The following is a 23946-nucleotide window of genomic DNA, read 5'->3' on the forward strand; positions in this document are numbered from 1 at the left end:
CAACTAACGCCTTGCCTGTGTTTTATACACATTATTTAAGTCCATTTAAAACCTCTGCTGCTTCAACATAATGGAGCAACTTTGCATATCCTTGCCAAACAGTTTTAACCCCTGGCTCGCCATCGCCTTTACGCCCTAGAAATCCTCCTAGACCTGCCAGCATACGCGTTATATCTCTTATGCTCGGAGGTATATTCGGCGGGGAACTTTTATCTTGCATCATCCATACCATGCGCCATTCTTTTTCAGAGTAAGCACTCGTACATGGTTCATCAGGAAGACTTTTTGCTTGTGTAGTTATCGAATGTAGTCGCCATCCAATAATCATATAGATCGCAATACAGTTCAACATTCGCTGCTCTGTTCTAAAACGATTACTTTCTATCTGGCATCCGCCTTTTACCACCCGAAAATAGGTTTCAATTTCCCACCGGCTTCGATACCACTCAATGACGACTCTCGCCTGCTTATAGTCTTCAACTGGAAGATCAGTTAACAGCATCCACTCAATGCCTTTTTCACCCTCTGGTGGGTTTAATTCTTTAGCCAATACAGCATAGAGAGAAAGTGGTCGTTTAGATTTTCCTTTTCCAAGTAGCCGTATCTCGGTAGTGGATACGCTGACTTTGGCTTTTCTTCCAGGTTCCCCATTCCGTTTGGGAATATCTACCGTGTATAGACCAATAGATTTCTGCTCGTTCATATGATCCCAAAGTAAAACCGTTTCTTCTCCATCGAGCTCTAAAGTGCGATTGGCCTTAGCTCGAACGATATAGCTCGCCCGCCGCTGTTCACTTTGCTCTTCAGCCAGCTGAAACCACTCATGAATATCACCCTCTCTATCAGCAATACTCACAATTGTGCTTTCAGGGCAGTGCTCTTGTATCTGACAAGCCGTTTCGTAATGGTCTAGCCAGCGTCGACTCTCCTTATCCTTTATCGACTTGGTATAGCGGGAATTAGAACTTGATTCCTTATCTCTCTGCCACATACTACCTTCAACAACACCCAAATTAACTCTGGATGGTGTTATCGCGATGGAGGTGTGCAAGAGATGTTGGTTGGTCTCTTTACGCCTAAGTGTTCCCATCTCTTTACTTTCTAGGTCAGTGGCAAAATTTAGAAAGGTAGTATCTTGTGGGATAAGAACAACAGGCTGCGCTTTGATTCTCTCAAGAGTTGCCGATTTATGACCGCTCATAATAGAGTCAAAGTTGACTTTATCATTTTCTATAAAGCGATAAGCTGCAAACGTTTCTGCCCAAGTTTTGTTTGCACAAGGAATGCTATTGTTTGGGTCTGAACTTAAATTACTGAGAATATTAGACAAGCGCTTATTCAAGCGTGTATCACCCATAACCTGATTTCTTACTTCGTCCATGACCCAGTCCTGCATAATAATCCAGCCAAATCTGTAGTTCTTACCAGGCTAAACTGTAACTTATTGATTTACATAATAAAACTTAAAAAACTTGTGTATAAAACTTAGCGCCTTGCTTAGCGGCAGCCGAAACACAGTGCAGGCTGTCCGGTGGAGACCACGTCTTTTGTGGCCGGAACGTACTACAGCAACTGGTTATGTGTACCCGCCGAACCGTCTAATTCAAGCTTTAAATCCATAGTTCACCTCCATTTTTGAGATCCTTTAACTTCCCTAATATTTCTTCAGCATGATTACGATCTCTGCATGGAATCATAACCTTTCCTTTACCTTTTTTCCGATTCCATATCATTGAATTACCAGATTTAGATTCAAGAATCTCAAATTCTCCGGCTGACCTGGGGATTTGATATTTTGGCAAAGCTCAGTCCCTTCTTAAAACACATAACGTTGCCAACAGGGGCGGCCGAAGCAGCGCGTAGGCCGTCCAGCCCAGCTATCAGCTGGGCGAGCCTGCTTGGCCTAGTTATGTGTTTTCAATACCTGCCCATGACTGGCCGTTTACTAACTTGACCTCTACACTAATCTCTTCAAATTCTGGAGAATAATCTTCAATATGAATAAAGTCAGTGGAAATTTTATTACCTGACTCATCTTGAAGCATCAACTCCAGATCATCTCTCTTTTGATAATACTCATCATATTGCTCGCTGGCGAATAGCTTAAAAACACTTTTTACTTTTTGATAGTCAGGACCTTGTATAAAACGTCCATGAACCATGCCCACACCTAAATCAGCATGCTCCAGCCTCGATTGATCTATGTAAAAATCTTTTGAAAGTATGTAGTAATTCATGTGGCCACAGTAGTGGTAGGACAGCCGGTTACCCTAACTGCCCCCACGCAGATCCGGACGTGCGGAACTACCGCATCCGGCTCTTCAGTAATATATTCGCTCGTGTAAAGCACGAACCCTAATACCAGTCCACAAGTATACTGCGTTTGTATACTCGCGGTGGCTTTAGCCCAAAATATCCCAGCATTTCCTTTAGACCATTCCAGTTGTAACTCTTGCGCTGACTCCGCCGGTTGAGCCATTTGTGTATGCTGTGTAAAACATAGCTGTACAAACGGGACAAGCTTCGACTGTTGTCTGGTAGACCGAAGTAGTTCTGGAACCCCTGTAGCTTGCGCTTCAGTGTGGGCAGCCATTCTCTCAGACGCTCACTGCGCTTGGCTTTGATCCAGTGGTAGAGCGCTTCCATTGCGCCCTTCTGTTTCTGTGCGGCAGTCCGGCGCCTGAGCCTGGGGCGTTTGTTGACGTCCAAGCTCCAGTAGAACTCAAAACCCAGAAACTGGAACTGCCGTTTTCGGCCCGGATGGAAGCGGCTAAAGCGCTTCAGGTGCGTTTTCTCGGGGGCTAACTGCAGGCCAAACTTGTTCAGCCGTTGCGGTAGTACCCGGTAAAAGCGCTCTGCATCCGTTTTCAATTGGAAAGCCACTACATAATCATCGGCGTACCGGATTAGCATGGCTCTGCCACGCATACGCGGCTTAACTTTCTTCTCGAACCACAAATCCAGGACGTAGTGCAGATAGATGTTCGCCAGTACCGGACTGACCACACCTCCTTGCGGGGTGCCTGCTGCCGCTTTACTGAACTTACCATCTGGAGTTTGCACGCGTACTTTCAGCCACTGCTTAATCAGTGTCAGCAGGGCTTTGTCGTCGATACGAAGGGCTAGCATCCGCAGTAACCAGTCGTGATCCAGCTGATCAAAGAAGCCTTTAATATCGGCTTCAACGATGTAGCCGTAGCCTTTGAATTGCAGATTTAAGCCAAGACTGTGTACGGCTTGGTGGGCGCTTTTCCTGGGACGGTAACCGTAGCTGAAGGGCAGAAAATCCTGCTCCCAGATACTTTGCAGTAGCTGCGCTACGCTCTGCTGCACCAGTTTGTCTTCCACCGTAGGCAGCCCCAGTGGGCGCTGCTTGCCGTTGCCTTTGGGAATCAATACCCGCTTAATCGCCTGGGTGCGGTAGCGTTTGTCACACAGCCGTTGATGTAGGCATTGAATATTTTGCGGCAGTCTTTGCCGGTAAACTTCGGTAGTTACTCCGTCGATACCGGGGCGGGCCTGCTTATTGAGCTGGCCCCAGCTTTGATACAGCAGGTTGGAATTTAGCAGTCCGTATAAATTCTGAAACCTGTGTCTGGGGTGGCTCTGTGCTTTAAATGCGATGGCGTGCAAGGCGGTTGTCATAGTGTCTCCAGCCCTACTTTGTCTGGACTATGTTTCTGTTGCACACCGATATTACTGTCAGCCCCTTCGCCATGTAAGCGGCTTTCCCGCTCTCGGACTACTATGAGCTGATCCGACTTCCGAGTGGTCTTCGTTGGTTTCGCCATTAGGCTTAACGTCTCTACCTGCTCCTTCAGGAACCTGCTCGGATCTCTCAAGTTCTCAATACTTCTCTTTCTACATGCCACGGCTTAATAACCCCGCCGATCCGCAACAACCTTACCATTACGGTTGCATTGCCTGGACTTCGATGGCGTTACACATCTCGTCAATCGGAGCTCACTTTATTATCGGAGCGATACCAGCACTTCAGGATCACGATAATCCCTATGGCCTATAGAATTCTCTGTGTACGCTTCACATAGTTTGTTCACAGTTGAAAAAAAAAGATAATTATATTTTCTTTCCCTTCTGTTCCGCCCTACGCGCAACACTCGATACAGGTGGCTGGTTAGGCCTTACCCGACAGGGACTTCCACCCTGCAAGAAGCATCAAGCTTAGCTTGACGCACTAACGCCCGGCTCATCGGCGAGCGCAGCGAGTCCGGTGGAGGTCGAAGGCCGGAACGAAATGCAGCCGCTTGTTAGGCGAACAACCTATCTTAGCTACCATAGATTTCTCTGCACTTGCTGCAGTAAAGAACCTCTTTTGTCTTTGCATCTTCAACCCAGCAAGGCCCATAAGCCACAACATTAGCATAAGGGTAGTTTTCATTAATAGTTCTTCGCTCAGCTTTTGTAGGAGATCTTCTTGTACCATAGATGATTTCAGCATGATCCTGCTCAAGCTCTACTTGATGCAAATGGCAGTATTGAAACAACGACCATATTTCTTGGTATGTTTTGTAGCCTAGCCCATACTCACTAACGAATTTTTCCCATTCAAGTTCTTGTTTGAATTTAAGGCGACTATTTTCTTTGTTGGAGCAACAGATAGTAGCCAAAAAGTTCAAATATCTTTCTGTACCAACGAACTCTTCAAACGTTTTTCTAATATCGCTAATTTCCATTAGGGACTCAATCCTCTTGGACGCCTAACGCCTTGCTCAGCGGCGGATTACTTTATGCACATTTTGTGCATAAAGTAAGACGTCGGCTGCGGCAAATTGTTAGCTCCATAGCAGCAGCGCTCCCACGAAGACTACGAGTATAAGTATTACCGTACTTTGCCGATCAACAGCGCTCTCTAAACTTTCAATCTTCCTATTGATATCGTTAGGAATCTCATAAAAATTCCTAGTTGAATCTTTATTAATTGTTGCATTGGCAACGTAGTTTGACGCTATATTTATCGCAAACAATGTAACGGAAATTTCAAGTAAGGACTGAAGTGGAAAAAACCATTCCGCCAAGCTACTTTTTTCTTCTTCTTTCGAAATTTGTTTATCCAGCTCTACCTTCCTAATTTCGTAAACTTTACGCTCTTCTTCTGAATCATATTCCTTATTAATTAGAACGGAATTTATTCTTTCAGATTCATCTTTGAGGTTCACTAGAGAAGTATTTATATCAGAAACAGCCTTCTCCCATAGAGGCTCAATATTTTCATACATATACCCAACCGAGCCGCCGTACAAAAAAAGTACCCCCGCAATAAACAAGATAAATTTTCTAGAAGGGTTCCTATCCCTATAGATAAGAAAAAGTAGAAAATAAATAGGTAGAGAAAAAATTACTAATAACGCTAAGAGAACTATTGTCTCGACCATACAACTATTCTTCCATGAAGAGAGCTAACGCCCGCGTCATTTGCCGCAGCGAAGCGGAGGTCAAATGCACGCGCTTGTTATATGCCCGCACCTTGAACCTCACTAAAAAGTACCGATGGAACACCTGCCTTTTGGTATTTGTGCAAAGTGAGTCTACTTATATTTGGCTTGAAGCTCACCGGGCCACAAGCATAAACGTTATTATTTAAGTTTCGGACAATCATTTCACAAAAATCTGCCCATTCATTATTGAATTCGTTTCGCTCAATCTCTTTTAGGAAATAGCTCATTCCTTCAGCGAGCCAAAATAGAGTAAGAGCTGTTCCTAAATCACAATGCTCGTTATTTGCGATAACCGTGGGCAATGCCAAGCCATCATTCCAATTGTAAGCCATAGCATATTGCTGGAGAAAGTACGGGCTTCGCGATGATTTCGCAATAGAAATGACCTTATCAATATCTTCCTCATATTGAATTTGATCTATTTGTTTTCGCTCGATATCGCTAATCATGATTGCATATAACGCCGCAAACAGTGTGGAGCCAGCTTGCTGGCGATCCACTGCTTTGCCTGGTTATATTCATTTTTGCCAAAATACATATTCATATACTACCTCGTCATTATTGGTAGCTCTATCTTCAGGTAGGTAACCGCAATAATTGTCGATAACTAACCCTTGTGCAAAATCACTTTGAAAAACCAGTAGCCCCCAAAAATTGTTTTTGAGAACATCTATATAGTGCTCAAAAAATTGCTGTTGGCAATCTAACGGTAGCTCCCAATAAGCTGAATTTCTAGTTGATTGAACCAAAATTGATTTGCTAAACGGGACAAACTCCGAATTAATTAGTGCTACTAAATCTTTTAAGGTATCGCAATCTCGATAAATGTATTTCGAGTAACCTTGAGGAGCCTCCATAGTTTCTTTACCATACTTAGGAAATAATGCTAGCTCGTGGCTTTCCCTGATTTGATCGATATACACTATATTTTCAAGAGTGATACTGGAACGTATATCGGCCGGAAGCTCGAGAATTGCTTCCTTTGTTTTTCTACGCTGGCTTAGAGTTTCCAGTTTTTTTGTTAATTCACTCATAATAGGTTCAGCAGAATATAACGCCCGGCCTGTGTTTTATACACATTATTTAAGTCCATTTAAAACCTCTGCTGCTTCAACATAATGGAGCAACTTTGCATATCCTTGCCAAACAGTTTTAACCCCTGGCTCGCCATCGCCTTTACGCCCTAGAAATCCTCCTAGACCTGCCAGCATACGCGTTATATCTCTTATGCTCGGAGGTATATTCGGCGGGGAACTTTTATCTTGCATCATCCATACCATGCGCCATTCTTTTTCAGAGTAAGCACTCGTACATGGTTCATCAGGAAGACTTTTTGCTTGTGTAGTTATCGAATGTAGTCGCCATCCAATAATCATATAGATCGCAATACAGTTCAACATTCGCTGCTCTGTTCTAAAACGATTACTTTCTATCTGGCATCCGCCTTTTACCACCCGAAAATAGGTTTCAATTTCCCACCGGCTTCGATACCACTCAATGACGACTCTCGCCTGCTTATAGTCTTCAACTGGAAGATCAGTTAACAGCATCCACTCAATGCCTTTTTCACCCTCTGGTGGGTTTAATTCTTTAGCCAATACAGCATAGAGAGAAAGTGGTCGTTTAGATTTTCCTTTTCCAAGTAGCCGTATCTCGGTAGTGGATACGCTGACTTTGGCTTTTCTTCCAGGTTCCCCATTCCGTTTGGGAATATCTACCGTGTATAGACCAATAGATTTCTGCTCGTTCATATGATCCCAAAGTAAAACCGTTTCTTCTCCATCGAGCTCTAAAGTGCGATTGGCCTTAGCTCGAACGATATAGCTCGCCCGCCGCTGTTCACTTTGCTCTTCAGCCAGCTGAAACCACTCATGAATATCACCCTCTCTATCAGCAATACTCACAATTGTGCTTTCAGGGCAGTGCTCTTGTATCTGACAAGCCGTTTCGTAATGGTCTAGCCAGCGTCGACTCTCCTTATCCTTTATCGACTTGGTATAGCGGGAATTAGAACTTGATTCCTTATCTCTCTGCCACATACTACCTTCAACAACACCCAAATTAACTCTGGATGGTGTTATCGCGATGGAGGTGTGCAAGAGTTGTTGGTTGGTCTCTTTACGCCTAAGTGTTCCCATCTCTTTACTTTCTAGGTCAGTGGCAAAATTTAGAAAGGTAGTATCTTGTGGGATAAGAACAACAGGCTGCGCTTTGATTCTCTCAAGAGTTGCCGATTTATGACCGCTCATAATAGAGTCAAAGTTGACTTTATCATTTTCTATAAAGCGATAAGCTGCAAACGTTTCTGCCCAAGTTTTGTTTGCACAAGGAATGCTATTGTTTGGGTCTGAACTTAAATTACTGAGAATATTAGACAAGCGCTTATTCAAGCGTGTATCACCCATAACCTGATTTCTTACTTCGTCCATGACCCAGTCCTGCATAATAATCCAGCCAAATCTGTAGTTCTTACCAGGCTAAACTGTAACTTATTGATTTACATAATAAAACTTAAAAAACTTGTGTATAAAACTTAGCGCCCGGCTCATCGGCGAGCGAAGCAAGTCCGGTGGAGGCCGCAGGCCGGAACGAAATGCAGCCGCTTGTTAAGTTCTGGGGCCATTGTACCTTGACTCATTAACAGACCAGATTACACCAGCCAAAAGATACCCAAAAGCCAAACTACCTATTAATGACCATAATGTATCCATAGTGAGAATGGATTGATTATTGATTATCTGCCTCGATAGAAATCCGTTAACAAATAGAAAACAACCGCCCCCAAGCACACCTCTAGTTAAAGCAAAATGAAACGATCCTTTAGATCGAATTCTTTCCCATCTTTCATTAGGCTTCATTATTGATCCGTAAATTCTTGGTGCTGTAGTGGTAGGACAGCCGGTTACCCTAACTGCCCCCACGCAGATCCGGACGTGCGGAACTACCGCATCCGGCTCTTCAGTAATATATTCGCTCGTGTAAAGCACGAACCCTAATACCAGTCCACAAGTATACTGCGTTTGTATACTCGCGGTGGCTTTAGCCCAAAATATCCCAGCATTTCCTTTAGACCATTCCAGTTGTAACTCTTGCGCTGACTCCGCCGGTTGAGCCATTTGTGTATGCTGTGTAAAACATAGCTGTACAAACGGGACAAGCTTCGACTGTTGTCTGGTAGACCGAAGTAGTTCTGGAACCCCTGTAGCTTGCGCTTCAGTGTGGGCAGCCATTCTCTCAGACGCTCACTGCGCTTGGCTTTGATCCAGTGGTAGAGCGCTTCCATTGCGCCCTTCTGTTTCTGTGCGGCAGTCCGGCGCCTGAGCCTGGGGCGTTTGTTGACGTCCAAGCTCCAGTAGAACTCAAAACCCAGAAACTGGAACTGCCGTTTTCGGCCCGGATGGAAGCGGCTAAAGCGCTTCAGGTGCGTTTTCTCGGGGGCTAACTGCAGGCCAAACTTGTTCAGCCGTTGCGGTAGTACCCGGTAAAAGCGCTCTGCATCCGTTTTCAATTGGAAAGCCACTACATAATCATCGGCGTACCGGATTAGCATGGCTCTGCCACGCATACGCGGCTTAACTTTCTTCTCGAACCACAAATCCAGGACGTAGTGCAGATAGATGTTCGCCAGTACCGGACTGACCACACCTCCTTGCGGGGTGCCTGCTGCCGCTTTACTGAACTTACCATCTGGAGTTTGCACGCGTACTTTCAGCCACTGCTTAATCAGTGTCAGCAGGGCTTTGTCGTCGATACGAAGGGCTAGCATCCGCAGTAACCAGTCGTGATCCAGCTGATCAAAGAAGCCTTTAATATCGGCTTCAACGATGTAGCCGTAGCCTTTGAATTGCAGATTTAAGCCAAGACTGTGTACGGCTTGGTGGGCGCTTTTCCTGGGACGGTAACCGTAGCTGAAGGGCAGAAAATCCTGCTCCCAGATACTTTGCAGTAGCTGCGCTACGCTCTGCTGCACCAGTTTGTCTTCCACCGTAGGCAGCCCCAGTGGGCGCTGCTTGCCGTTGCCTTTGGGAATCAATACCCGCTTAATCGCCTGGGTGCGGTAGCGTTTGTCACACAGCCGTTGATGTAGGCATTGAATATTTTGCGGCAGTCTTTGCCGGTAAACTTCGGTAGTTACTCCGTCGATACCGGGGCGGGCCTGCTTATTGAGCTGGCCCCAGCTTTGATACAGCAGGTTGGAATTTAGCAGTCCGTATAAATTCTGAAACCTGTGTCTGGGGTGGCTCTGTGCTTTAAATGCGATGGCGTGCAAGGCGGTTGTCATAGTGTCTCCAGCCCTACTTTGTCCGGACTATGTTTCTGTTGCACACCGATATTACTGTCAGCCCCTTCGCCATGTAAGCGGCTTTCCCGCTCTCGGACTACTATGAGCTGATCCGACTTCCGAGTGGTCTTCGTTGGTTTCGCCATTAGGCTTAACGTCTCTACCTGCTCCTTCAGGAACCTGCTCGGATCTCTCAAGTTCTCAATACTTCTCTTTCTACATGCCACGGCTTAATAACCCCGCCGATCCGCAACAACCTTACCATTACGGTTGCATTGCCTGGACTTCGATGGCGTTACACATCTCGTCAATCGGAGCTCACTTTATTATCGGAGCGATACCAGCACTTCAGGATCACGATAATCCCTATGGCCTATAGAATTCTCTGTGTACGCTTCACATAGTTTGTTCACAGTTGAAAAAAAAAAGATAATTATATTTTCTTTCCCTTCTGTTCCGCCCTACGCGCAACACTCGATACAGGTGGCTGGTTAGGCCTTACCCGACAGGGACTTCCACCCTGCAAGAAGCATCAAGCTTAGCTTGACGCACTAACGCCTTTAGCAGCGGCCGCAGTGTAGGCGCGAAGCGCCGAAGCGGAGGTCCAGCCCCGAAGGGGCGATGCTGCCTAAACTTGTTAGGTGCTTGCTCGGTTCCAAATTAAAAGTCATACGTCCTCGTGCCATATTTGACGAAGCTTTACACCTTTTTCATACACAAGGTCACTATCATCTGAAAAGTGAACCTCAACACGTATATCGTTTTCATCATCCGATTGCTGAACCCAATCGACCCATTCTATTGATGGTGAAAGCTGACCATTATCTTGAACGATATGGTAGCCCTCACCTAAATTCTCTGAAAGTACGTCTTCAATTTTGTCGTTATTCATAATTCTCGCTTCATGAGAGATTGCCACCTAATCGGGATAGGGAGGCACCTCACGATGCCTCTCCTCCCACACCACCAGGCATACGGGTCACGTACCATGGCGGTTCAATTCTATTCCCCTTCCTATCTGCCAATTCCGGCAGCCCCAAGTTCCTAAAGTATCTATTTGGCAATGCTCTGTAAAGGGCTGGGCTTTTGCTTAGCCTCCATGGACCATGCGCTGATTTGGCCGTGTTCCACGCTAAAAAGCGATCAACTCCCAGCCTTCTTAATCGGCGGTAACCACTTCGACCCCATTGTTTCCATAAATAACATCGCAACTTCCGCCTTATCCACTTGTCCAGATCTTTCAGAGGGCTCAGTACTTCACTGATGTCAAAGTACGCTTTCCAACCAAGCAGGGACTTATTTAACTCTTCCATGATCTGAGTAAACTTGCGGCCTCGTGTTCGGCGGGTGATCATTCTGATCTTGGCTTTCAATTTATTCATCGATGATTCTGATACCTTTATCCGGGCATCTTTCTTCAGCAATCTAAATCCTAGAAAGCTCCGCTTCCAGAAATGATCCTCTGCACTCTTCTCAGTATTTACTGTGAGCTTCAGCTTACATTTGATGAAGTGCGTAAGGTTTGCTTTTATCCGTTCTGCAGACCGACGACTTCCCACCAGTATTTGAAAATCATCGGCATATCGTACAAAACTGAGTTGCCGCTTGTGCAGCTCCCAGTCCAGTTCATTAAGCACAATATTCGCTAGAAGCGGAGATAACGGCCCACCTTGCGGGACGCCTTTTGTTGTAGCTATTACCTTGCCATCGACTACCGTTGGCGCTTTTAGGTATCGGTTTATCAACCCCAGAACATCAGCCGGTATTCCACTTTGCTTCAGTGTTAGCATGAGCTTGTCATGATTCACTTCATCAAAGAAGGATTTCAAGTCCATATCGATCGTCCAGCGCTTTCCTTGCCGGACAAAGTTTTGAACCTGTCTAATCGCCTGGTGTGCCGATCGATTTGGTCTAAAACCAAAACTAAGAGCATGAAACTTCGGCTCCCATTGCTCATTGAGTATCTGTGCGATAGCTTGTTGGATCAACCTATCTTGCACAGTGGGTATACCCAATGGACGCAGGCCTCCATTGCCTTTTGGTATAAAGACGCGTTTCACCGGTTGAGGACGATAGCTACTACTTAACACCTTGTGTCGGGTAGCAATCCAAGTCTGCTTAAGATGTTCCGGCAATTGTTTTACCGTCATACCATCGAGACCTGGCGCACCCTGGTTACGAGAAACTTGTTGTAATGCTCGAAACAGATTATTCCTATCTAGAATTCGCTGCATTAAAAGAGATGGGAAATTGGACAATGTATGATTAAGTTTCCAGTTTGATGTTCACCCAGAAAAAAAATGTTTTTTTTTCTGGCAACTAAGTTACTTGTCAGATGCAGTCATCAAGCTCTGCATTAATAATACTGTCCAGAATTGTTCAGGCCTTCAGTAGCACGAAATCTACCTACTATGCCTTCTGCTGACTTCTATGGATCGGTCAAAACCAATCTCTCAGTTTTCAGTTACTCCATTAACAACCCATAGACCTCCCAGGGTAAGACATTTAACTTTCTTCACGTAGATGCTGGATTTATAAAACGTAAGCCAATTGTGGATGGAGAGCTTTATGGTCACGTGCCCACTGGCTCCGCCTACGTCACACCTCATATCCAGTTCTTGTTCATCACCCCGTGAATTTGCGTTGGGCTTCCTCCAGCCAATACCTCGCGATATTAACCTTGCCCTTTCGCTAACCTTCGGCTCCACGAATACCTGGTAAGAGGACTTTCACCTCTCTAGTTAAATGCCATGCCTGGCACACACGCCTCAAACACCGGCTTGGTGAAGTTGGCGGCTTTTTTGGAACAAAAAAGGTGACAGCTTTACCAAGTCCGCGTGCTTTGATTTGTTAGCACTAGTCCTCATCTTCAACCCATATACTCATTGCTGAATTCTTGCCTACACATAAAATGCCACCATCAAATGTAGAGCTAGTGAAAGGGCTTAAACCGAAGGAACTTGCACCATGGTATTTATGCCACTCTGCATTTGTATAGAAAGTAGATTCAGCCGGTGCCATAGAATAAACCAAATACTCTGAATATTTCTTTGCCTCTTCTCTTGGCATGATTTCACCACTATACGCGAGATCTCGCCAAAGTATTGCTTCTACGATCTCACTGGCAATATCAATTGATATCTCTATGAGGTTCTCCTCATTCGGAAAAAGCCCAAAGCCACTTAGAATTGACTTAATAGGATAATTCCAATTTGGTGAGAAATTGATTCTTAGCTCACCACAATCTCTTTTCTCGATTATTTCTGTAATGCTCATAGTACGTATAGGGTGCTAACGTTGCCAGCAAGGGCAGCCGAAGCAGAGCGTAGGCTGTCCAGCCCAGCCTCCGGCTGGGCGAGCTTGCCTGGCCTGGTTATAGCTGGCGCGCTCTGAACAACCTACTTGCTCTTTGCCAGCCACCTTTGGCTGGCCACTGCCCAATAAATTTACTGGGAAAAATACCATACTTTCCCCACCAGTTAACTAACTGACTGGCACTCCACAATGCTGCTGCTAGCTTGCAGAACTTGTTGGCTTAAAACGAAGACACTTGAACGGAACTGCGGTGCCAACCTGCAGGAAAACTCTCTGGAGAAATGTGCTCAGGAAGAGATTGGTGCTTGCAGCAACTTCAAACTACCTAAAAAATGACAGCCACAAGTAGTGGTAGGACAGCCGGTTACCCTAACTGCCCCCACGCAGATCCGGACGTGCGGAACTACCGCATCCGGCTCTTCAGTAATATATTCGCTCGTGTAAAGCACGAACCCTAATACCAGTCCACAAGTATACTGCGTTTGTATACTCGCGGTGGCTTTAGCCCAAAATATCCCAGCATTTCCTTTAGACCATTCCAGTTGTAACTCTTGCGCTGACTCCGCCGGTTGAGCCATTTGTGTATGCTGTGTAAAACATAGCTGTACAAACGGGACAAGCTTCGACTGTTGTCTGGTAGACCGAAGTAGTTCTGGAACCCCTGTAGCTTGCGCTTCAGTGTGGGCAGCCATTCTCTCAGACGCTCACTGCGCTTGGCTTTGATCCAGTGGTAGAGCGCTTCCATTGCGCCCTTCTGTTTCTGTGCGGCAGTCCGGCGCCTGAGCCTGGGGCGTTTGTTGACGTCCAAGCTCCAGTAGAACTCAAAACCCAGAAACTGGAACTGCCGTTTTCGGCCCGGATGGAAGCGGCTAAAGCGCTTCAGGTGCGTTTTCTCGGGGGCTAACTGCAGGCCAAACTTGTTCAGCCGTTGCGGTAGTACCCGGTAAAAGCGCTCTACATCCGTTTTCAATTGGAAAGCCACTACATAATCATCGGCGTACCGGATTAGCATGGCTCTGCCACGCATACGCGGCTTAACTTTCTTCTCGAACCACAAATCCAGGACGTAGTGCAGATAGATGTTCGCCAGTACCGGACTGACCACACCTCCTTGCGGGGTGCCTGCTGCCGCTTTACTGAACTTACCATCTGGAGTTTGCACGCGTACTTTCAGCCACTGCTTAATCAGTGTCAGCAGGGCTTTGTCGTCGATACGAAGGGCTAGCATCCGCAGTAACCAGTCGTGATCCAGCTGATCAAAGAAGCCTTTAATATCGGCTTCAACGATGTAGCCGTAGCCTTTGAATTGCAGATTTAAGCCAAGACTGTGTACGGCTTGGTGGGCGCTTTTCCTGGGACGGTAACCGTAGCTGAAGGGCAGAAAATCCTGCTCCCAGATACTTTGCAGTAGCTGCGCTACGCTCTGCTGCACCAGTTTGTCTTCCACCGTAGGCAGCCCCAGTGGGCGCTGCTTGCCGTTGCCTTTGGGAATCAATACCCGCTTAATCGCCTGGGTGCGGTAGCGTTTGTCACACAGCCGTTGATGTAGGCATTGAATATTTTGCGGCAGTCTTTGCCGGTAAACTTCGGTAGTTACTCCGTCGATACCGGGGCGGGCCTGCTTATTGAGCTGGCCCCAGCTTTGATACAGCAGGTTGGAATTTAGCAGTCCGTATAAATTCTGAAACCTGTGTCTGGGGTGGCTCTGTGCTTTAAATGCGATGGCGTGCAAGGCGGTTGTCATAGTGTCTCCAGCCCTACTTTGTCTGGACTATGTTTCTGTTGCACACCGATATTACTGTCAGCCCCTTCGCCATGTAAGCGGCTTTCCCGCTCTCGGACTACTATGAGCTGATCCGACTTCCGAGTGGTCTTCGTTGGTTTCGCCATTAGGCTTAACGTCTCTACCTGCTCCTTCAGGAACCTGCTCGGATCTCTCAAGTTCTCAATACTTCTCTTTCTACATGCCACGGCTTAATAACCCCGCCGATCCGCAACAACCTTACCATTACGGTTGCATTGCCTGGACTTCGATGGCGTTACACATCTCGTCAATCGGAGCTCACTTTATTATCGGAGCGATACCAGCACTTCAGGATCACGATAATCCCTATGGCCTATAGAATTCTCTGTGTACGCTTCACATAGTTTGTTCACAGTTGAAAAAAAAAAGATAATTATATTTTCTTTCCCTTCTGTTCCGCCCTACGCGCAACACTCGATACAGGTGGCTGGTTAGGCCTTACCCGACAGGGACTTCCACCCTGCAAGAAGCATCAAGCTTAGCTTGACGCACTAACGCCTCAAACACCGGCTTGGTGAAGTTGGCGGCTTTTTTGGAACAAAAAAGGTGACAGCTTTACCAAGTCCGCGTGCTTTGATTTGTTAGCACTAGTCCTCATCTTCAACCCATATACTCATTGCTGAATTCTTGCCTACACATAAAATGCCACCATCAAATGTAGAGCTAGTGAAAGGGCTTAAACCGAAGGAACTTGCACCATGGTATTTATGCCACTCTGCATTTGTATAGAAAGTAGATTCAGCCGGTGCCATAGAATAAACCAAATACTCTGAATATTTCTTTGCCTCTTCTCTTGGCATGATTTCACCACTATACGCGAGATCTCGCCAAAGTATTGCTTCTACGATCTCACTGGCAACATCAATTGATATCTCTATGAGGTTCTCCTCATTCGGAAAAAGCCCAAAGCCACTTAGAATTGACTTAATAGGATAATTCCAATTTGGTGAGAAATTGATTCTTAGCTCACCACAATCTCTTTTCTCGATTATTTCTGTAATGCTCATAGTACGTATAGGGTGCTAACGCCCAGCTCATCAGCCTATGCTGTGGGACTTTTTAATATGAAACAATGAGCAAAGCGAATACATATTAAAAAGACCCGCAGTATAGGTCTGGTGCAGCGCCTGGTTAGATTTTCTATTGCTCAAATAAATATGAAGCTTCTTTCAAAGCCCTACCATCATTTAACTCATAGAAGGAATTTGCAATAACATTTCGATCACTATCCGAAATCCAAACCAGTCGATACCAAATGGACGGAAAAATATTTTTTTCCCTTACATTTGCCATTGCTTGAATATATAGGGAATATAAAGCATTCATATAATCCAAAGCATCTTCCGTATATAGACACTCATCGTCTGTCACAATGTGAGTCTCAGCGAAGCGGCTATAGACTTCATCTAGCTTCTCGTTAAAATCCTTGAAATCTTCGTAATGCCAATCATCCCACTCGTCAGGAATGTATCGATAATCATCAACATCCTCCTCAGCAGAATATTTTTTCAGATTTTCCTCACTGTTTGTGACTACGACCACATTCGCACAATCCAAATCCTCCCCAATCAAAAGAGCATATCCATAAGGATTCTTGTCCTTAACAATACTCTCCATGGATGTAACTATTGATTCTTCTAACAGATCCAATAGGCCTTGAAGCAAGTTGCGAATTTCGGGATTCATCTTTCGTATCTCTTCAAATCTAACGCCGGCCACACAGGCGAACGCTTTTCGCGAGTCCAGCCAAATGCGTTTTTCGCATTTGGCGATTGTGCTGGCCCTTGTATGGTTGTTCTTGCCCGATTCTGATGTTGAAAATCCTTTTCGTTAACGGGTAAATTGAGACCCACCTTCGGCGGCCACCGAAGGCCTTGTTTATCACAGTTCGCTGCTTGGCTGGTTCGTAAAAGACCGATAACAAGTATGAACGTGATAAGCACTCACTAGGCATAACTCGGATAGTCATGTGGGCCTCGAGCCCGAATAGCAAGGCGGAGATAGCTTATCTTATGGAACCTCAAGAGATCAATGTCGGTATCGATACCAGCAGTAAACAACTCGATATTTATGTGAGACCTACTGGCCAGTTCTTTAGTGTTGCCAATGATAAAAATGCCATTAAACAACTACAACCTCTTAAACCTCAAAGAGTATTAATAGAGTCTACGGGAAGGCTCGAGTTAGAGTTTGTTTGCGCCGCCGACAAAGCCGGATTACCTATTGTTGTTTGCAATCCTTCGCAGATAAGGAGCTTCGCTAAATCCGCAGGGCGCCTCGCCAAAACTGACAAGCTAGATGCAATGGATATTGCACATTTTGGTGAGGCCATGAAGCCAGGGCTGTCGGTGCTAAAACCAGAAAAGCTTAGGGAGATCAGTGACTTACTGGCGGTAAGAAGTCAGTGTTTAGAGATGAGTACAATGCAAAAGAATCGGCTTCAGAGAATGCCGAAATCAGTACACAAACCTATACAGACCATTCTAAACACCATCAAGAAAGAGCTACAAGGTATCGACAAGCAACTGGATAAACTGGTTAACAGTGTGTCTGAGTGGCGGCAAAGGCGTGACCTATTGTTGAGTGCCAAAGGGGTCGGAAATGTATTGGCCTATACGTTAATGAGTGAACTTCCTGAGCTAGGACAATTGAACCGTAAAGAAATCGCTGCACTTGTCGGTATCGCCCCGATGAACCGTGATAGCGGCAACTTCCAGGGCAAACGATATATTCGAGGTGGAAGGCATCGCGTACGCACGGTTCTTTTTGTTTCCATCATGTCGGCCATACAACATCATCCCAAACTAAAGCCCATGTATAAGCGATTAGTCGACGCTGGCAAACCTAAAAAGGTTGCTCTGGTTGCCTGCATGAGAAAGCAGATTACGATCCTGAATACAATGGTGAAAAACAACACCTACTGGGATGAAAGTATGGCTTAATAACTTGACGAACAACCATAGTCACTTGTTAAGCGCTACAGGTGGACACATTACTAAACCCCGCTTTTGTAATGATTCCAGACAAAACACCTAATATTGATTCTTCGTCTGAAAGCTTATTTTTTCCCGTAAGCACCTGGACAATAGAGCGAGGCTTTGTGACCATAACACGCCACTCACCATTATTCTTACCCTCAGTCTCTGGTGTGCCACCAAGGCCTATAAAGTATTTATTACCTTTGAAAGAACAGCTGATTTCCCAGCCCCAATCCTCCTGATAGGTATCAAGAACCTCAATGCCGGCTGATTCCATTTGAGGTTTAAACCAGTCAGCAGCATCTTCGCCAAAGCAGCAAGGATTGATAAAGTTATCCTTCTCTTCAGTAAGAGTGAAAACATCAGTTTCAAACGTAATTTCTTTCATGGGATCGCTTAACGCCCACAGCACGGGCGGCCGAAGCGCAGCGTAGGCTGTCCCGCGGAGGCCCGAAGGGCCAAAGCAGCGTGCCTGTGATTGTTAAGAGTTATTGGCACCATGTTCCTGATTCCAACAAAAGCACACAAATAAGTAGTAGCTACCAAATAGGGCGTATATCCACATAATTGTAAACCCCACGTGATCTATAGCACTACTACCAAATTTGGAATACAACAAAAATACCAAAAGTGAAGCAAAGAACGAGGTGTTCAGAATGACAGTACCAATAAAGCGCGCAACACCAAATCTACTCCCTTGCCTTGGGCAGAGAAATGTAAATGGAAGCCATGCAAATTTCTTAGCATGAAATACATTCATTATTTTAATAAACTCACTCATAACTCGATCTTTCGATTATGACTCTTAACGCCGTGCTCAGCCGCCGGAGGTCGGTTGCAGCGCCTTGTTAGGCTGCTCGCTTTTGCCATTGTATCTCTGGCAAGAATATTCTCGTTTTAATGGTACCGTCCCAATCGACCTTAAAGCCTGCTTTGCTTAAGCTCTCTGCTACGCTTTTACCGGTTTGAATGCTTTTCCCATCGTCATTTTCAAGAGCACCAAATGCAATCATAAGACCTCTACCATTTACTGCACCTTCTACATCTTGTCCATGATAGAAGCAAAAGCTGTGATAATGACCTTTGGGAGCTTCATGAACGGCCTCACTAACATCTTCAAATCCGTCAGACATTGTGTATCCCGCGTTATGAAGAGCACAAATTCCTTCTTCATGTAGCTTATAGAATACTCCATGAAGGCGATCGAAGTCTGTAACCTCTGGCCATTCCTTTTCCGCTAAATGCTTTTTCTCAATCTCGGGCTCGATTGAAGCCAGCAACATTTCTTCATCGCATCCTTCCTCGAGAATATCGTATATCATTTCACGAATATCGCCTTTGCTATAAAAGCCTGACCATACCCATCCTTTGATTGAATCTAGGATGTATTTTTCTTCTTCGTTCACTAAACTCTCCTTGGCGGCCTAACGCTTTGCTCTGCGGGAGGAGCGAAGCGACGATCCGCAGCAGCAACTTGTTAATTGCTTCTTACTCATAAACTTTCCCGCAATACAAAAACACTGCAAACTGTTTCCATTTGTTGGTTTCTAACTCCGAATCTTGGCTAATTCCAAAATCAGAATCTTCGGCCCAGGCCACAGCTGCTTCTAAGAACCCGCTTATAGAATTGTTTGCCCAATCTTCTGTGAAACCGACTTCATCAGTTGGCTTTCCTTCATGAGGCTCACGATCTGCAATCAGTGATGTTACGAAAAGCAAAAAGCTCTTCTCATCTTTTACTTCATCTAATAATTCGTGGGGTTCTCTCATATCTTCCTTTAGGCATTTAACGCCCCGCAGCACGGGCCGGAGGTGCGAAGCACCGGAGGTCCAGCACACGAAGTGTGCGATCGTGCCTGCGTTTGTTAAATGTTGATTTTGGACTTAGCCCAAAACAACCTATTGTCGTGATCAACAGCAAACGCCTCTCCTGATTCATAAATAAATAGGCTATCGTTACCATTACTAAAGATGTTATCAATTTCACGTAACCTAGATGGAGCAGAATCTGAATGACAAACAAAAGGTGGAGCATCCTCCTTACTTTGAACGACTGCATCTGGAACTATTACTACCCTACCGGTAGGTGACAGCTCAATGTGTCTTAGTATCCTGCTGTATATTTTGTCGTCAGCCCCCTCAAAACCTCCAGATTTATTGAATCCGAGGTCAGGGCCTTCCGGAACGCCATACGGGTCTCCAGAGAAATCCATTTTATAATCTACCATTCTCATTGAAGCGACAAGTGACTCAATACTTAAAGGCTTTCCCTGATAAACATGACCTTTCGACTCAGGGAAAAACTTACGGATCAGTCGGATAGCCTCAATAAATTGTGGATCATTCCATTTCATGACTCTCTCTTACCGTTTCTGAGGCATTTAACAGTTAATTCAAAAGAAGCGTCTTTATATCACCCTTCTATATAATTCTACTCACTTCTTTCAAGATAACCTAAAAAACCCAATAATATCAAAAAGTTAAGAACTTTGGCATATTTCTCAACAGGTAGATATATAGCAGGCGCTATATATCTACCTGCTTTTTCTGCTCTTTATAACATTACCAACCCTATAAAAATCAAAGAGATAGATCGTCACCTCCAGAAATAGGAGAAGCTTCTCTTGAATTCTGATATTGACAGCAGGACAAAAGAGCAAATACTGTATATAAAAACAGTCTAAGGGCAATATCATGGACGACATTCGCCACAAAATCCCAGGTAAGCCTGAACGATTTATGGACAATCTGCGATTTCATATTCGAAAGCAGGGACTATCGTACCGAACAGAGCAAACTTACACCCATTGGATTAAACGCTTCATTCATTTCAATAAAAAGAAGCACCCTAACGATATGGGAGCTGTTGAGATTGAGACATTTCTCTCTCACCTTGCAGTTCAAGGTCTTTGCTCAGCAAATACACAGCGAATAGCCCTGAATGCTTTGATATATCTGTACAAGAGATTCTTAGGCAGGGATATTCAGTCTCTGGACTTTAAACTGGCAAAACAACAGAAGTACTTGCCTGTGGTTTATAGCCGTAGAGAAATATCAGCAATTTTGGGTTGTCTGGAAGGCACCTACAGATTACAGGTTGAACTAATGTACGGTAGTGGTCTTCGCAGTGCCGAACTGCTTTCTTTACGCATAAAGGATATAGACTTCGACAGCAATAATATTTTTGTTCGAGGTGGTAAGGGGGATAAGGACCGCACTACGATATTACCTAATGGGTTAATTGTGCAGTTACATAGGCAGGTGGAGACTGCTTCCCTATTACACCAACAAGATCTTTTGGCTGGTTTTGGTTCGGTTTATTTACTTAACGCTTTGGAAAGAAAGTATCCAAGTGCAAGCCGACAACTGGCTTGGCAATACCTTTTCCCTTCCAGCACCATCGGCCAATGTCCTCGCTCCGGTGAAAACAGAAGGCACCATATGCACGCAACAACTTTAGCGCGCCAGGTTCGTATAGCTGTCAAGCTAGCGGGAGTCAACAAACCGGCGCGTTGCCATGCATTTCGCCATAGCTTTGCGACTCACTTGCTCGAAGCGGGTTATGACTTGCGTACGATTCAGGAGTTGCTAGGGCATTCGGATGTTAGTACTACTGAAATTTATACCCATGTCGTAAATCGGGGAAATAAAGGCGTTTTAAGCCCCTCAGATCGACTGCGCAACATTAATAAAATTGAGGAGGCTGGAGCTAACTATTTTGTTGGCAGTAAGGCAGGGGAAGCCCAGGGGCTTGGCTTATTGGCTGCATCTTAGTAGCGAAGAGATTGGATATCGGCTTTCGCCGGTATCCAATAGAAAAAAGCCGATCGAATTATCCCGGTGTTACATCGCCGTTTTGCGCGCGGTGGCGCAGTGCGTGATCGATCAGAACCAGGGCCATCATGGCTTCAGCGATAGGCGTTGCTCGAATACCAACACAGGGGTCGTGGCGGCCTTTGGTAACGACTTCAATGGGATTGCCGGAGCGGTCAACGCTGCGGCCGGGAATACGCAGACTTGAAGTCGGCTTCAGGGCGATATGGGCAATGATATCCTGGCCACTGGAAATACCACCCAACACACCACCGGCATTATTCGACAGGAACCCTTCTTCCGGAGTGATTTCATCTCGGTGCTCAGCGCCCTTCTGCTCCACGCTGTCAAAGCCAGCTCCAATTTCCACGCCTTTTACCGCGTTAATACTCATTAAGCCGTGGGCCAGATCTGCATCCAGGCGATCAAAAATAGGTTCACCCAGTCCGGCTGGGACGCCGCTGGCGTGTACTGAGATACGCGCACCGATGGAGTTCCCCTCTTTGATCAGCTCCTGCATGTAGGTCTCCATTTCGGGGACCCGATCGGCATCCGGGCTAAAGAAGGGGTTTTGTTCTACCTGGTCCCAATCCAGTTTTTGTACTTTGATCGGGCCTAATTGTGAGAGATAACCGCGCACTTCAATGCCGTACTTTTGTTTCAGCCATTTTTTGGCGATGGCCCCAGCGGCAACCCGCATGGCAGTTTCACGGGCGGAGGATCGGCCACCCCCACGGTAGTCGCGAATGCCGTATTTTTGCCAATAGGTGAAATCGGCGTGGGCAGGCCTTACCTGTTCAGCGATATTGCTGTAGTCCTTGGAGCGCTGGTCGGTATTTTCAATCAACAGACCAATAGGCGTGCCGGTGGTTTTTCCCTCGAAAACACCGGAAAGGATTTTTACCTGGTCGGGTTCGCGGCGCTGGGTGGTATAGCGGGAAGTGCCGGGCTTGCGGCGGTCCAGCTCTCGCTGAATTTCTTCTTCACTAATCTCCAGACCCGGAGGGCATCCATCGACGATACAACCGAGCGCGGGGCCGTGACTTTCGCCAAAGGTGGTGACACAAAACAGCTTGCCAAAGGTATTGCCCGACATAGACGACTTTTCCAGCTAATAGGTGGTAAAACAGGATGGCCCACAATAGGGGCGCGCATTATAAATGATCTGCCCGCCCCAGTGCGCAGACTGGGGCAAAAAGCACAAGTGTCCGCAGAACCGGGCTTGTACCCATAACCCGGCAACCGAGATTGCCGGGGAGGCAAAAGGAATTATGCCTTTTCGAAGTAGGGTTGATAGGCGAGTAGCTCTTCCCGGCTGATGGCAAAAACACCGTGGCCACCATCCTCAAACTCGGGCCACATAAACGGCACCTCCGGGAAGGCTTTTTCCAGGGCTTCCCAGCTATTGCCCACTTCGCAGATCAACAGGCCATCGGGCTGTAAGTGGTTGGCAGCCTCGCGCAGCAAGCGGCGGGTAAAATCGAGACCGTCATCGCCAGAGCCCAGGGCTATATCCGGCTCAGCGTGGTATTCCTTGGGCATTTCGGCCAGATCGCGGGCATCGACATAGGGCGGGTTGCACACGATCAATTCGTAACTCATTCCGTGCAGGCCGGAAAATAGGTCCGACTGAACTGCGCGCACGCGTTCGTTCAACTCGTGACGATTGATATTGATCTGTGCCACTTCGATCGCGTCCTCGGAAATATCGCTCACATCGACACGCGCTTCCGGGAAGGCCTCGGCACAGGCGATACCGATACAACCGCTACCACAACAGAGGTCCAGAATCGCCAGGGGCTCAACATTGAGCCAGGGCTGGAAGTTGTGGCGAATCATCTCGCCAATCGGTGAGCGGGGTACCAGTACCCGCTCGTCCACATAAAATGTCATATCGCAGAAGTGCGCTTCCTTGGTCAGGTAGGCCGCCGGGACCCGCTCGCTAAAGCGCCGCTCCAGGATAGTGAGTACGTCGCGGCGCTCCTCCATGGTCAAACGGGCCTGGAGTATCTCCGGCTTACTGTAAGGGGGGAGATGCAGGGCGTGGGTTACCAGTAAAACGGCCTCGTCCCAGGCGTTGTCGGTGCCATGGCCGTAGTAGAGGTCGGCCTCATTGAATCGGCTGGTCCCCCAGCGGATATAATCCAAAACCGTGGTCAGTTCGTGGAGGCTTGTTTCACGCCTTTCTATCATCAATCTATCCTTAAGTGCTTTGTATCTCGTCGGGGCCCACTGTCACCTGCGGGTGCCCTCTGTTGTTGCTTCAGAGGGGCCAATCAATGCCCGGGGAGTGTAGTT

The 23946-nt window shown here is 46.3% G+C and carries 23 protein-coding genes; 2 read left to right on the forward strand and 21 right to left on the reverse strand.

Annotated features, from left to right (window positions below; all coding sequences use genetic code 11):
- Nucleotides 1-31: 31 nt before the first annotated feature.
- The 15 genes from ACJJIQ_RS13890 to ACJJIQ_RS13960 form a co-directional block, all read right to left on the reverse strand.
- On the reverse strand, nt 32-1396 hold the full coding sequence (locus ACJJIQ_RS13890) for an IS4 family transposase (RefSeq protein ID WP_445362212.1): 1365 nt from the start codon (nt 1394-1396) through the stop codon (nt 32-34).
- A gap of 511 nt (nt 1397-1907) precedes the next feature.
- Nucleotides 1908-2237 carry a hypothetical protein gene (locus ACJJIQ_RS13895; RefSeq protein WP_445362213.1) on the reverse strand — a complete coding sequence of 110 codons (330 nt, stop codon included), beginning with the start codon at nt 2235-2237 and terminating at the stop codon, nt 1908-1910.
- Nucleotides 2238-2355: 118 nt separating this feature from the next.
- A complete protein-coding gene (ltrA, locus tag ACJJIQ_RS13900) occupies nt 2356-3645 on the reverse strand; it encodes a group II intron reverse transcriptase/maturase (RefSeq protein ID WP_444925282.1) in 1290 nt (429 codons plus the stop codon).
- Nucleotides 3646-4286: 641 nt separating this feature from the next.
- Nucleotides 4287-4694, reverse strand: a complete 408-nt coding sequence (locus ACJJIQ_RS13905; RefSeq protein WP_444912480.1) for a hypothetical protein — start codon at nt 4692-4694, stop codon at nt 4287-4289.
- Nucleotides 4695-4793: 99 nt separating this feature from the next.
- Nucleotides 4794-5237: a hypothetical protein gene (locus ACJJIQ_RS13910; RefSeq protein WP_445362214.1), complete on the reverse strand. Its 444-nt coding sequence runs from the start codon at nt 5235-5237 to the stop codon at nt 4794-4796.
- 233 nt (nt 5238-5470) lie between these two features.
- Nucleotides 5471-5956 (reverse strand): DUF4274 domain-containing protein, encoded by a 486-nt coding sequence (locus tag ACJJIQ_RS13915; protein WP_445362215.1) that lies wholly within the window; start codon nt 5954-5956, stop codon nt 5471-5473.
- Between the two features lie 18 nt (nt 5957-5974).
- The gene (locus ACJJIQ_RS13920) at nt 5975-6490 is read right to left on the reverse strand and encodes a hypothetical protein (protein ID WP_445362216.1); all 516 of its coding nucleotides are present in this window, start codon (nt 6488-6490) and stop codon (nt 5975-5977) included.
- Nucleotides 6491-6535: 45 nt separating this feature from the next.
- Nucleotides 6536-7900, reverse strand: coding sequence for an IS4 family transposase (locus ACJJIQ_RS13925; protein WP_445362217.1), 1365 nt, complete (start codon nt 7898-7900; stop codon nt 6536-6538).
- A gap of 548 nt (nt 7901-8448) precedes the next feature.
- Nucleotides 8449-9738, reverse strand: coding sequence for a group II intron reverse transcriptase/maturase (gene ltrA / locus ACJJIQ_RS13930; protein WP_444925282.1), 1290 nt, complete (start codon nt 9736-9738; stop codon nt 8449-8451).
- A gap of 667 nt (nt 9739-10405) precedes the next feature.
- Nucleotides 10406-10630, reverse strand: coding sequence for a hypothetical protein (locus tag ACJJIQ_RS13935; protein ID WP_445362218.1), 225 nt, complete (start codon nt 10628-10630; stop codon nt 10406-10408).
- 49 nt (nt 10631-10679) lie between these two features.
- Nucleotides 10680-11972, reverse strand: a complete 1293-nt coding sequence (ltrA, locus tag ACJJIQ_RS13940; protein WP_445362219.1) for a group II intron reverse transcriptase/maturase — start codon at nt 11970-11972, stop codon at nt 10680-10682.
- 622 nt (nt 11973-12594) lie between these two features.
- On the reverse strand, nt 12595-13014 hold the full coding sequence (locus ACJJIQ_RS13945) for a hypothetical protein (protein WP_444896860.1): 420 nt from the start codon (nt 13012-13014) through the stop codon (nt 12595-12597).
- A gap of 493 nt (nt 13015-13507) precedes the next feature.
- Nucleotides 13508-14797, reverse strand: a complete 1290-nt coding sequence (ltrA, locus tag ACJJIQ_RS13950; RefSeq protein WP_445362220.1) for a group II intron reverse transcriptase/maturase — start codon at nt 14795-14797, stop codon at nt 13508-13510.
- 647 nt (nt 14798-15444) lie between these two features.
- Nucleotides 15445-15864, reverse strand: coding sequence for a hypothetical protein (locus ACJJIQ_RS13955; RefSeq protein WP_445362221.1), 420 nt, complete (start codon nt 15862-15864; stop codon nt 15445-15447).
- 133 nt (nt 15865-15997) lie between these two features.
- Nucleotides 15998-16543 carry a DUF4303 domain-containing protein gene (locus ACJJIQ_RS13960; RefSeq protein WP_445362222.1) on the reverse strand — a complete coding sequence of 182 codons (546 nt, stop codon included), beginning with the start codon at nt 16541-16543 and terminating at the stop codon, nt 15998-16000.
- 326 nt (nt 16544-16869) lie between these two features.
- Here ACJJIQ_RS13960 and ACJJIQ_RS13965 point away from each other — a divergent pair, with 326 nt between their 5' ends.
- A complete protein-coding gene (locus tag ACJJIQ_RS13965; protein WP_445362223.1) occupies nt 16870-17799 on the forward strand; it encodes an IS110 family RNA-guided transposase in 930 nt (309 codons plus the stop codon).
- Nucleotides 17800-17827: 28 nt separating this feature from the next.
- Here ACJJIQ_RS13965 and ACJJIQ_RS13970 read toward each other — a convergent pair whose 3' ends face one another.
- The 4 genes from ACJJIQ_RS13970 to ACJJIQ_RS13985 form a co-directional block, all read right to left on the reverse strand.
- Nucleotides 17828-18223, reverse strand: coding sequence for a hypothetical protein (locus ACJJIQ_RS13970; protein WP_445362224.1), 396 nt, complete (start codon nt 18221-18223; stop codon nt 17828-17830).
- Nucleotides 18224-18683: 460 nt separating this feature from the next.
- On the reverse strand, nt 18684-19241 hold the full coding sequence (locus tag ACJJIQ_RS13975; protein ID WP_445362225.1) for a DUF6891 domain-containing protein: 558 nt from the start codon (nt 19239-19241) through the stop codon (nt 18684-18686).
- An 82-nt stretch (nt 19242-19323) separates the two neighbouring features.
- The gene (locus ACJJIQ_RS13980) at nt 19324-19605 is read right to left on the reverse strand and encodes a DUF7660 family protein (RefSeq protein ID WP_445362226.1); all 282 of its coding nucleotides are present in this window, start codon (nt 19603-19605) and stop codon (nt 19324-19326) included.
- Nucleotides 19606-19700: 95 nt separating this feature from the next.
- Nucleotides 19701-20189 (reverse strand): hypothetical protein, encoded by a 489-nt coding sequence (locus ACJJIQ_RS13985; RefSeq protein ID WP_445362227.1) that lies wholly within the window; start codon nt 20187-20189, stop codon nt 19701-19703.
- A 340-nt stretch (nt 20190-20529) separates the two neighbouring features.
- Here ACJJIQ_RS13985 and ACJJIQ_RS13990 point away from each other — a divergent pair, with 340 nt between their 5' ends.
- The gene (locus tag ACJJIQ_RS13990; RefSeq protein WP_445362228.1) at nt 20530-21609 is read left to right on the forward strand and encodes an integron integrase; all 1080 of its coding nucleotides are present in this window, start codon (nt 20530-20532) and stop codon (nt 21607-21609) included.
- A gap of 58 nt (nt 21610-21667) precedes the next feature.
- Here the strand turns inward: ACJJIQ_RS13990 and aroC are convergent, their stop codons facing one another.
- Nucleotides 21668-22744, reverse strand: a complete 1077-nt coding sequence (gene aroC / locus ACJJIQ_RS13995) for a chorismate synthase (RefSeq protein WP_445362229.1) — start codon at nt 22742-22744, stop codon at nt 21668-21670.
- 173 nt (nt 22745-22917) lie between these two features.
- Complete coding sequence (prmB, locus tag ACJJIQ_RS14000; RefSeq protein ID WP_445362230.1) at nt 22918-23841, reverse strand: 50S ribosomal protein L3 N(5)-glutamine methyltransferase; 924 nt, start codon at nt 23839-23841, stop codon at nt 22918-22920.
- Between the last annotated feature and the right edge of the window lie 105 nt (nt 23842-23946).

The organism is Microbulbifer maximicatervae (SeqCode) (genome assembly GCF_052468295.1).

Bases quoted from the DNA above. Each gene is read 5' to 3' on its own strand.
- ACJJIQ_RS13890 (WP_445362212.1), bottom strand. From the start codon at position 1,396: ATGCAGGACTGGGTCATGGACGAAGTAAGAAATCAGGTTATGGGTGAT.
- ACJJIQ_RS13895 (WP_445362213.1), bottom strand. From the start codon at position 2,237: ATGAATTACTACATACTTTCAAAAGATTTTTACATAGATCAATCGAGG.
- ltrA (WP_444925282.1), bottom strand. From the start codon at position 3,645: ATGACAACCGCCTTGCACGCCATCGCATTTAAAGCACAGAGCCACCCC.
- ACJJIQ_RS13905 (WP_444912480.1), bottom strand. From the start codon at position 4,694: ATGGAAATTAGCGATATTAGAAAAACGTTTGAAGAGTTCGTTGGTACA.
- ACJJIQ_RS13910 (WP_445362214.1), bottom strand. From the start codon at position 5,237: ATGTATGAAAATATTGAGCCTCTATGGGAGAAGGCTGTTTCTGATATA.
- ACJJIQ_RS13920 (WP_445362216.1), bottom strand. From the start codon at position 6,490: ATGAGTGAATTAACAAAAAAACTGGAAACTCTAAGCCAGCGTAGAAAA.
- ACJJIQ_RS13925 (WP_445362217.1), bottom strand. From the start codon at position 7,900: ATGCAGGACTGGGTCATGGACGAAGTAAGAAATCAGGTTATGGGTGAT.
- ltrA (WP_444925282.1), bottom strand. From the start codon at position 9,738: ATGACAACCGCCTTGCACGCCATCGCATTTAAAGCACAGAGCCACCCC.
- ACJJIQ_RS13935 (WP_445362218.1), bottom strand. From the start codon at position 10,630: ATGAATAACGACAAAATTGAAGACGTACTTTCAGAGAATTTAGGTGAG.
- ltrA (WP_445362219.1), bottom strand. From the start codon at position 11,972: ATGCAGCGAATTCTAGATAGGAATAATCTGTTTCGAGCATTACAACAA.
- ACJJIQ_RS13945 (WP_444896860.1), bottom strand. From the start codon at position 13,014: ATGAGCATTACAGAAATAATCGAGAAAAGAGATTGTGGTGAGCTAAGA.
- ltrA (WP_445362220.1), bottom strand. From the start codon at position 14,797: ATGACAACCGCCTTGCACGCCATCGCATTTAAAGCACAGAGCCACCCC.
- ACJJIQ_RS13955 (WP_445362221.1), bottom strand. From the start codon at position 15,864: ATGAGCATTACAGAAATAATCGAGAAAAGAGATTGTGGTGAGCTAAGA.
- ACJJIQ_RS13960 (WP_445362222.1), bottom strand. From the start codon at position 16,543: ATGAATCCCGAAATTCGCAACTTGCTTCAAGGCCTATTGGATCTGTTA.
- ACJJIQ_RS13965 (WP_445362223.1), top strand. From the start codon at position 16,870: ATGGAACCTCAAGAGATCAATGTCGGTATCGATACCAGCAGTAAACAA.
- ACJJIQ_RS13970 (WP_445362224.1), bottom strand. From the start codon at position 18,223: ATGAAAGAAATTACGTTTGAAACTGATGTTTTCACTCTTACTGAAGAG.
- ACJJIQ_RS13980 (WP_445362226.1), bottom strand. From the start codon at position 19,605: ATGAGAGAACCCCACGAATTATTAGATGAAGTAAAAGATGAGAAGAGC.
- ACJJIQ_RS13985 (WP_445362227.1), bottom strand. From the start codon at position 20,189: ATGAAATGGAATGATCCACAATTTATTGAGGCTATCCGACTGATCCGT.
- ACJJIQ_RS13990 (WP_445362228.1), top strand. From the start codon at position 20,530: ATGGACGACATTCGCCACAAAATCCCAGGTAAGCCTGAACGATTTATG.
- aroC (WP_445362229.1), bottom strand. From the start codon at position 22,744: ATGTCGGGCAATACCTTTGGCAAGCTGTTTTGTGTCACCACCTTTGGC.
- prmB (WP_445362230.1), bottom strand. From the start codon at position 23,841: ATGATAGAAAGGCGTGAAACAAGCCTCCACGAACTGACCACGGTTTTG.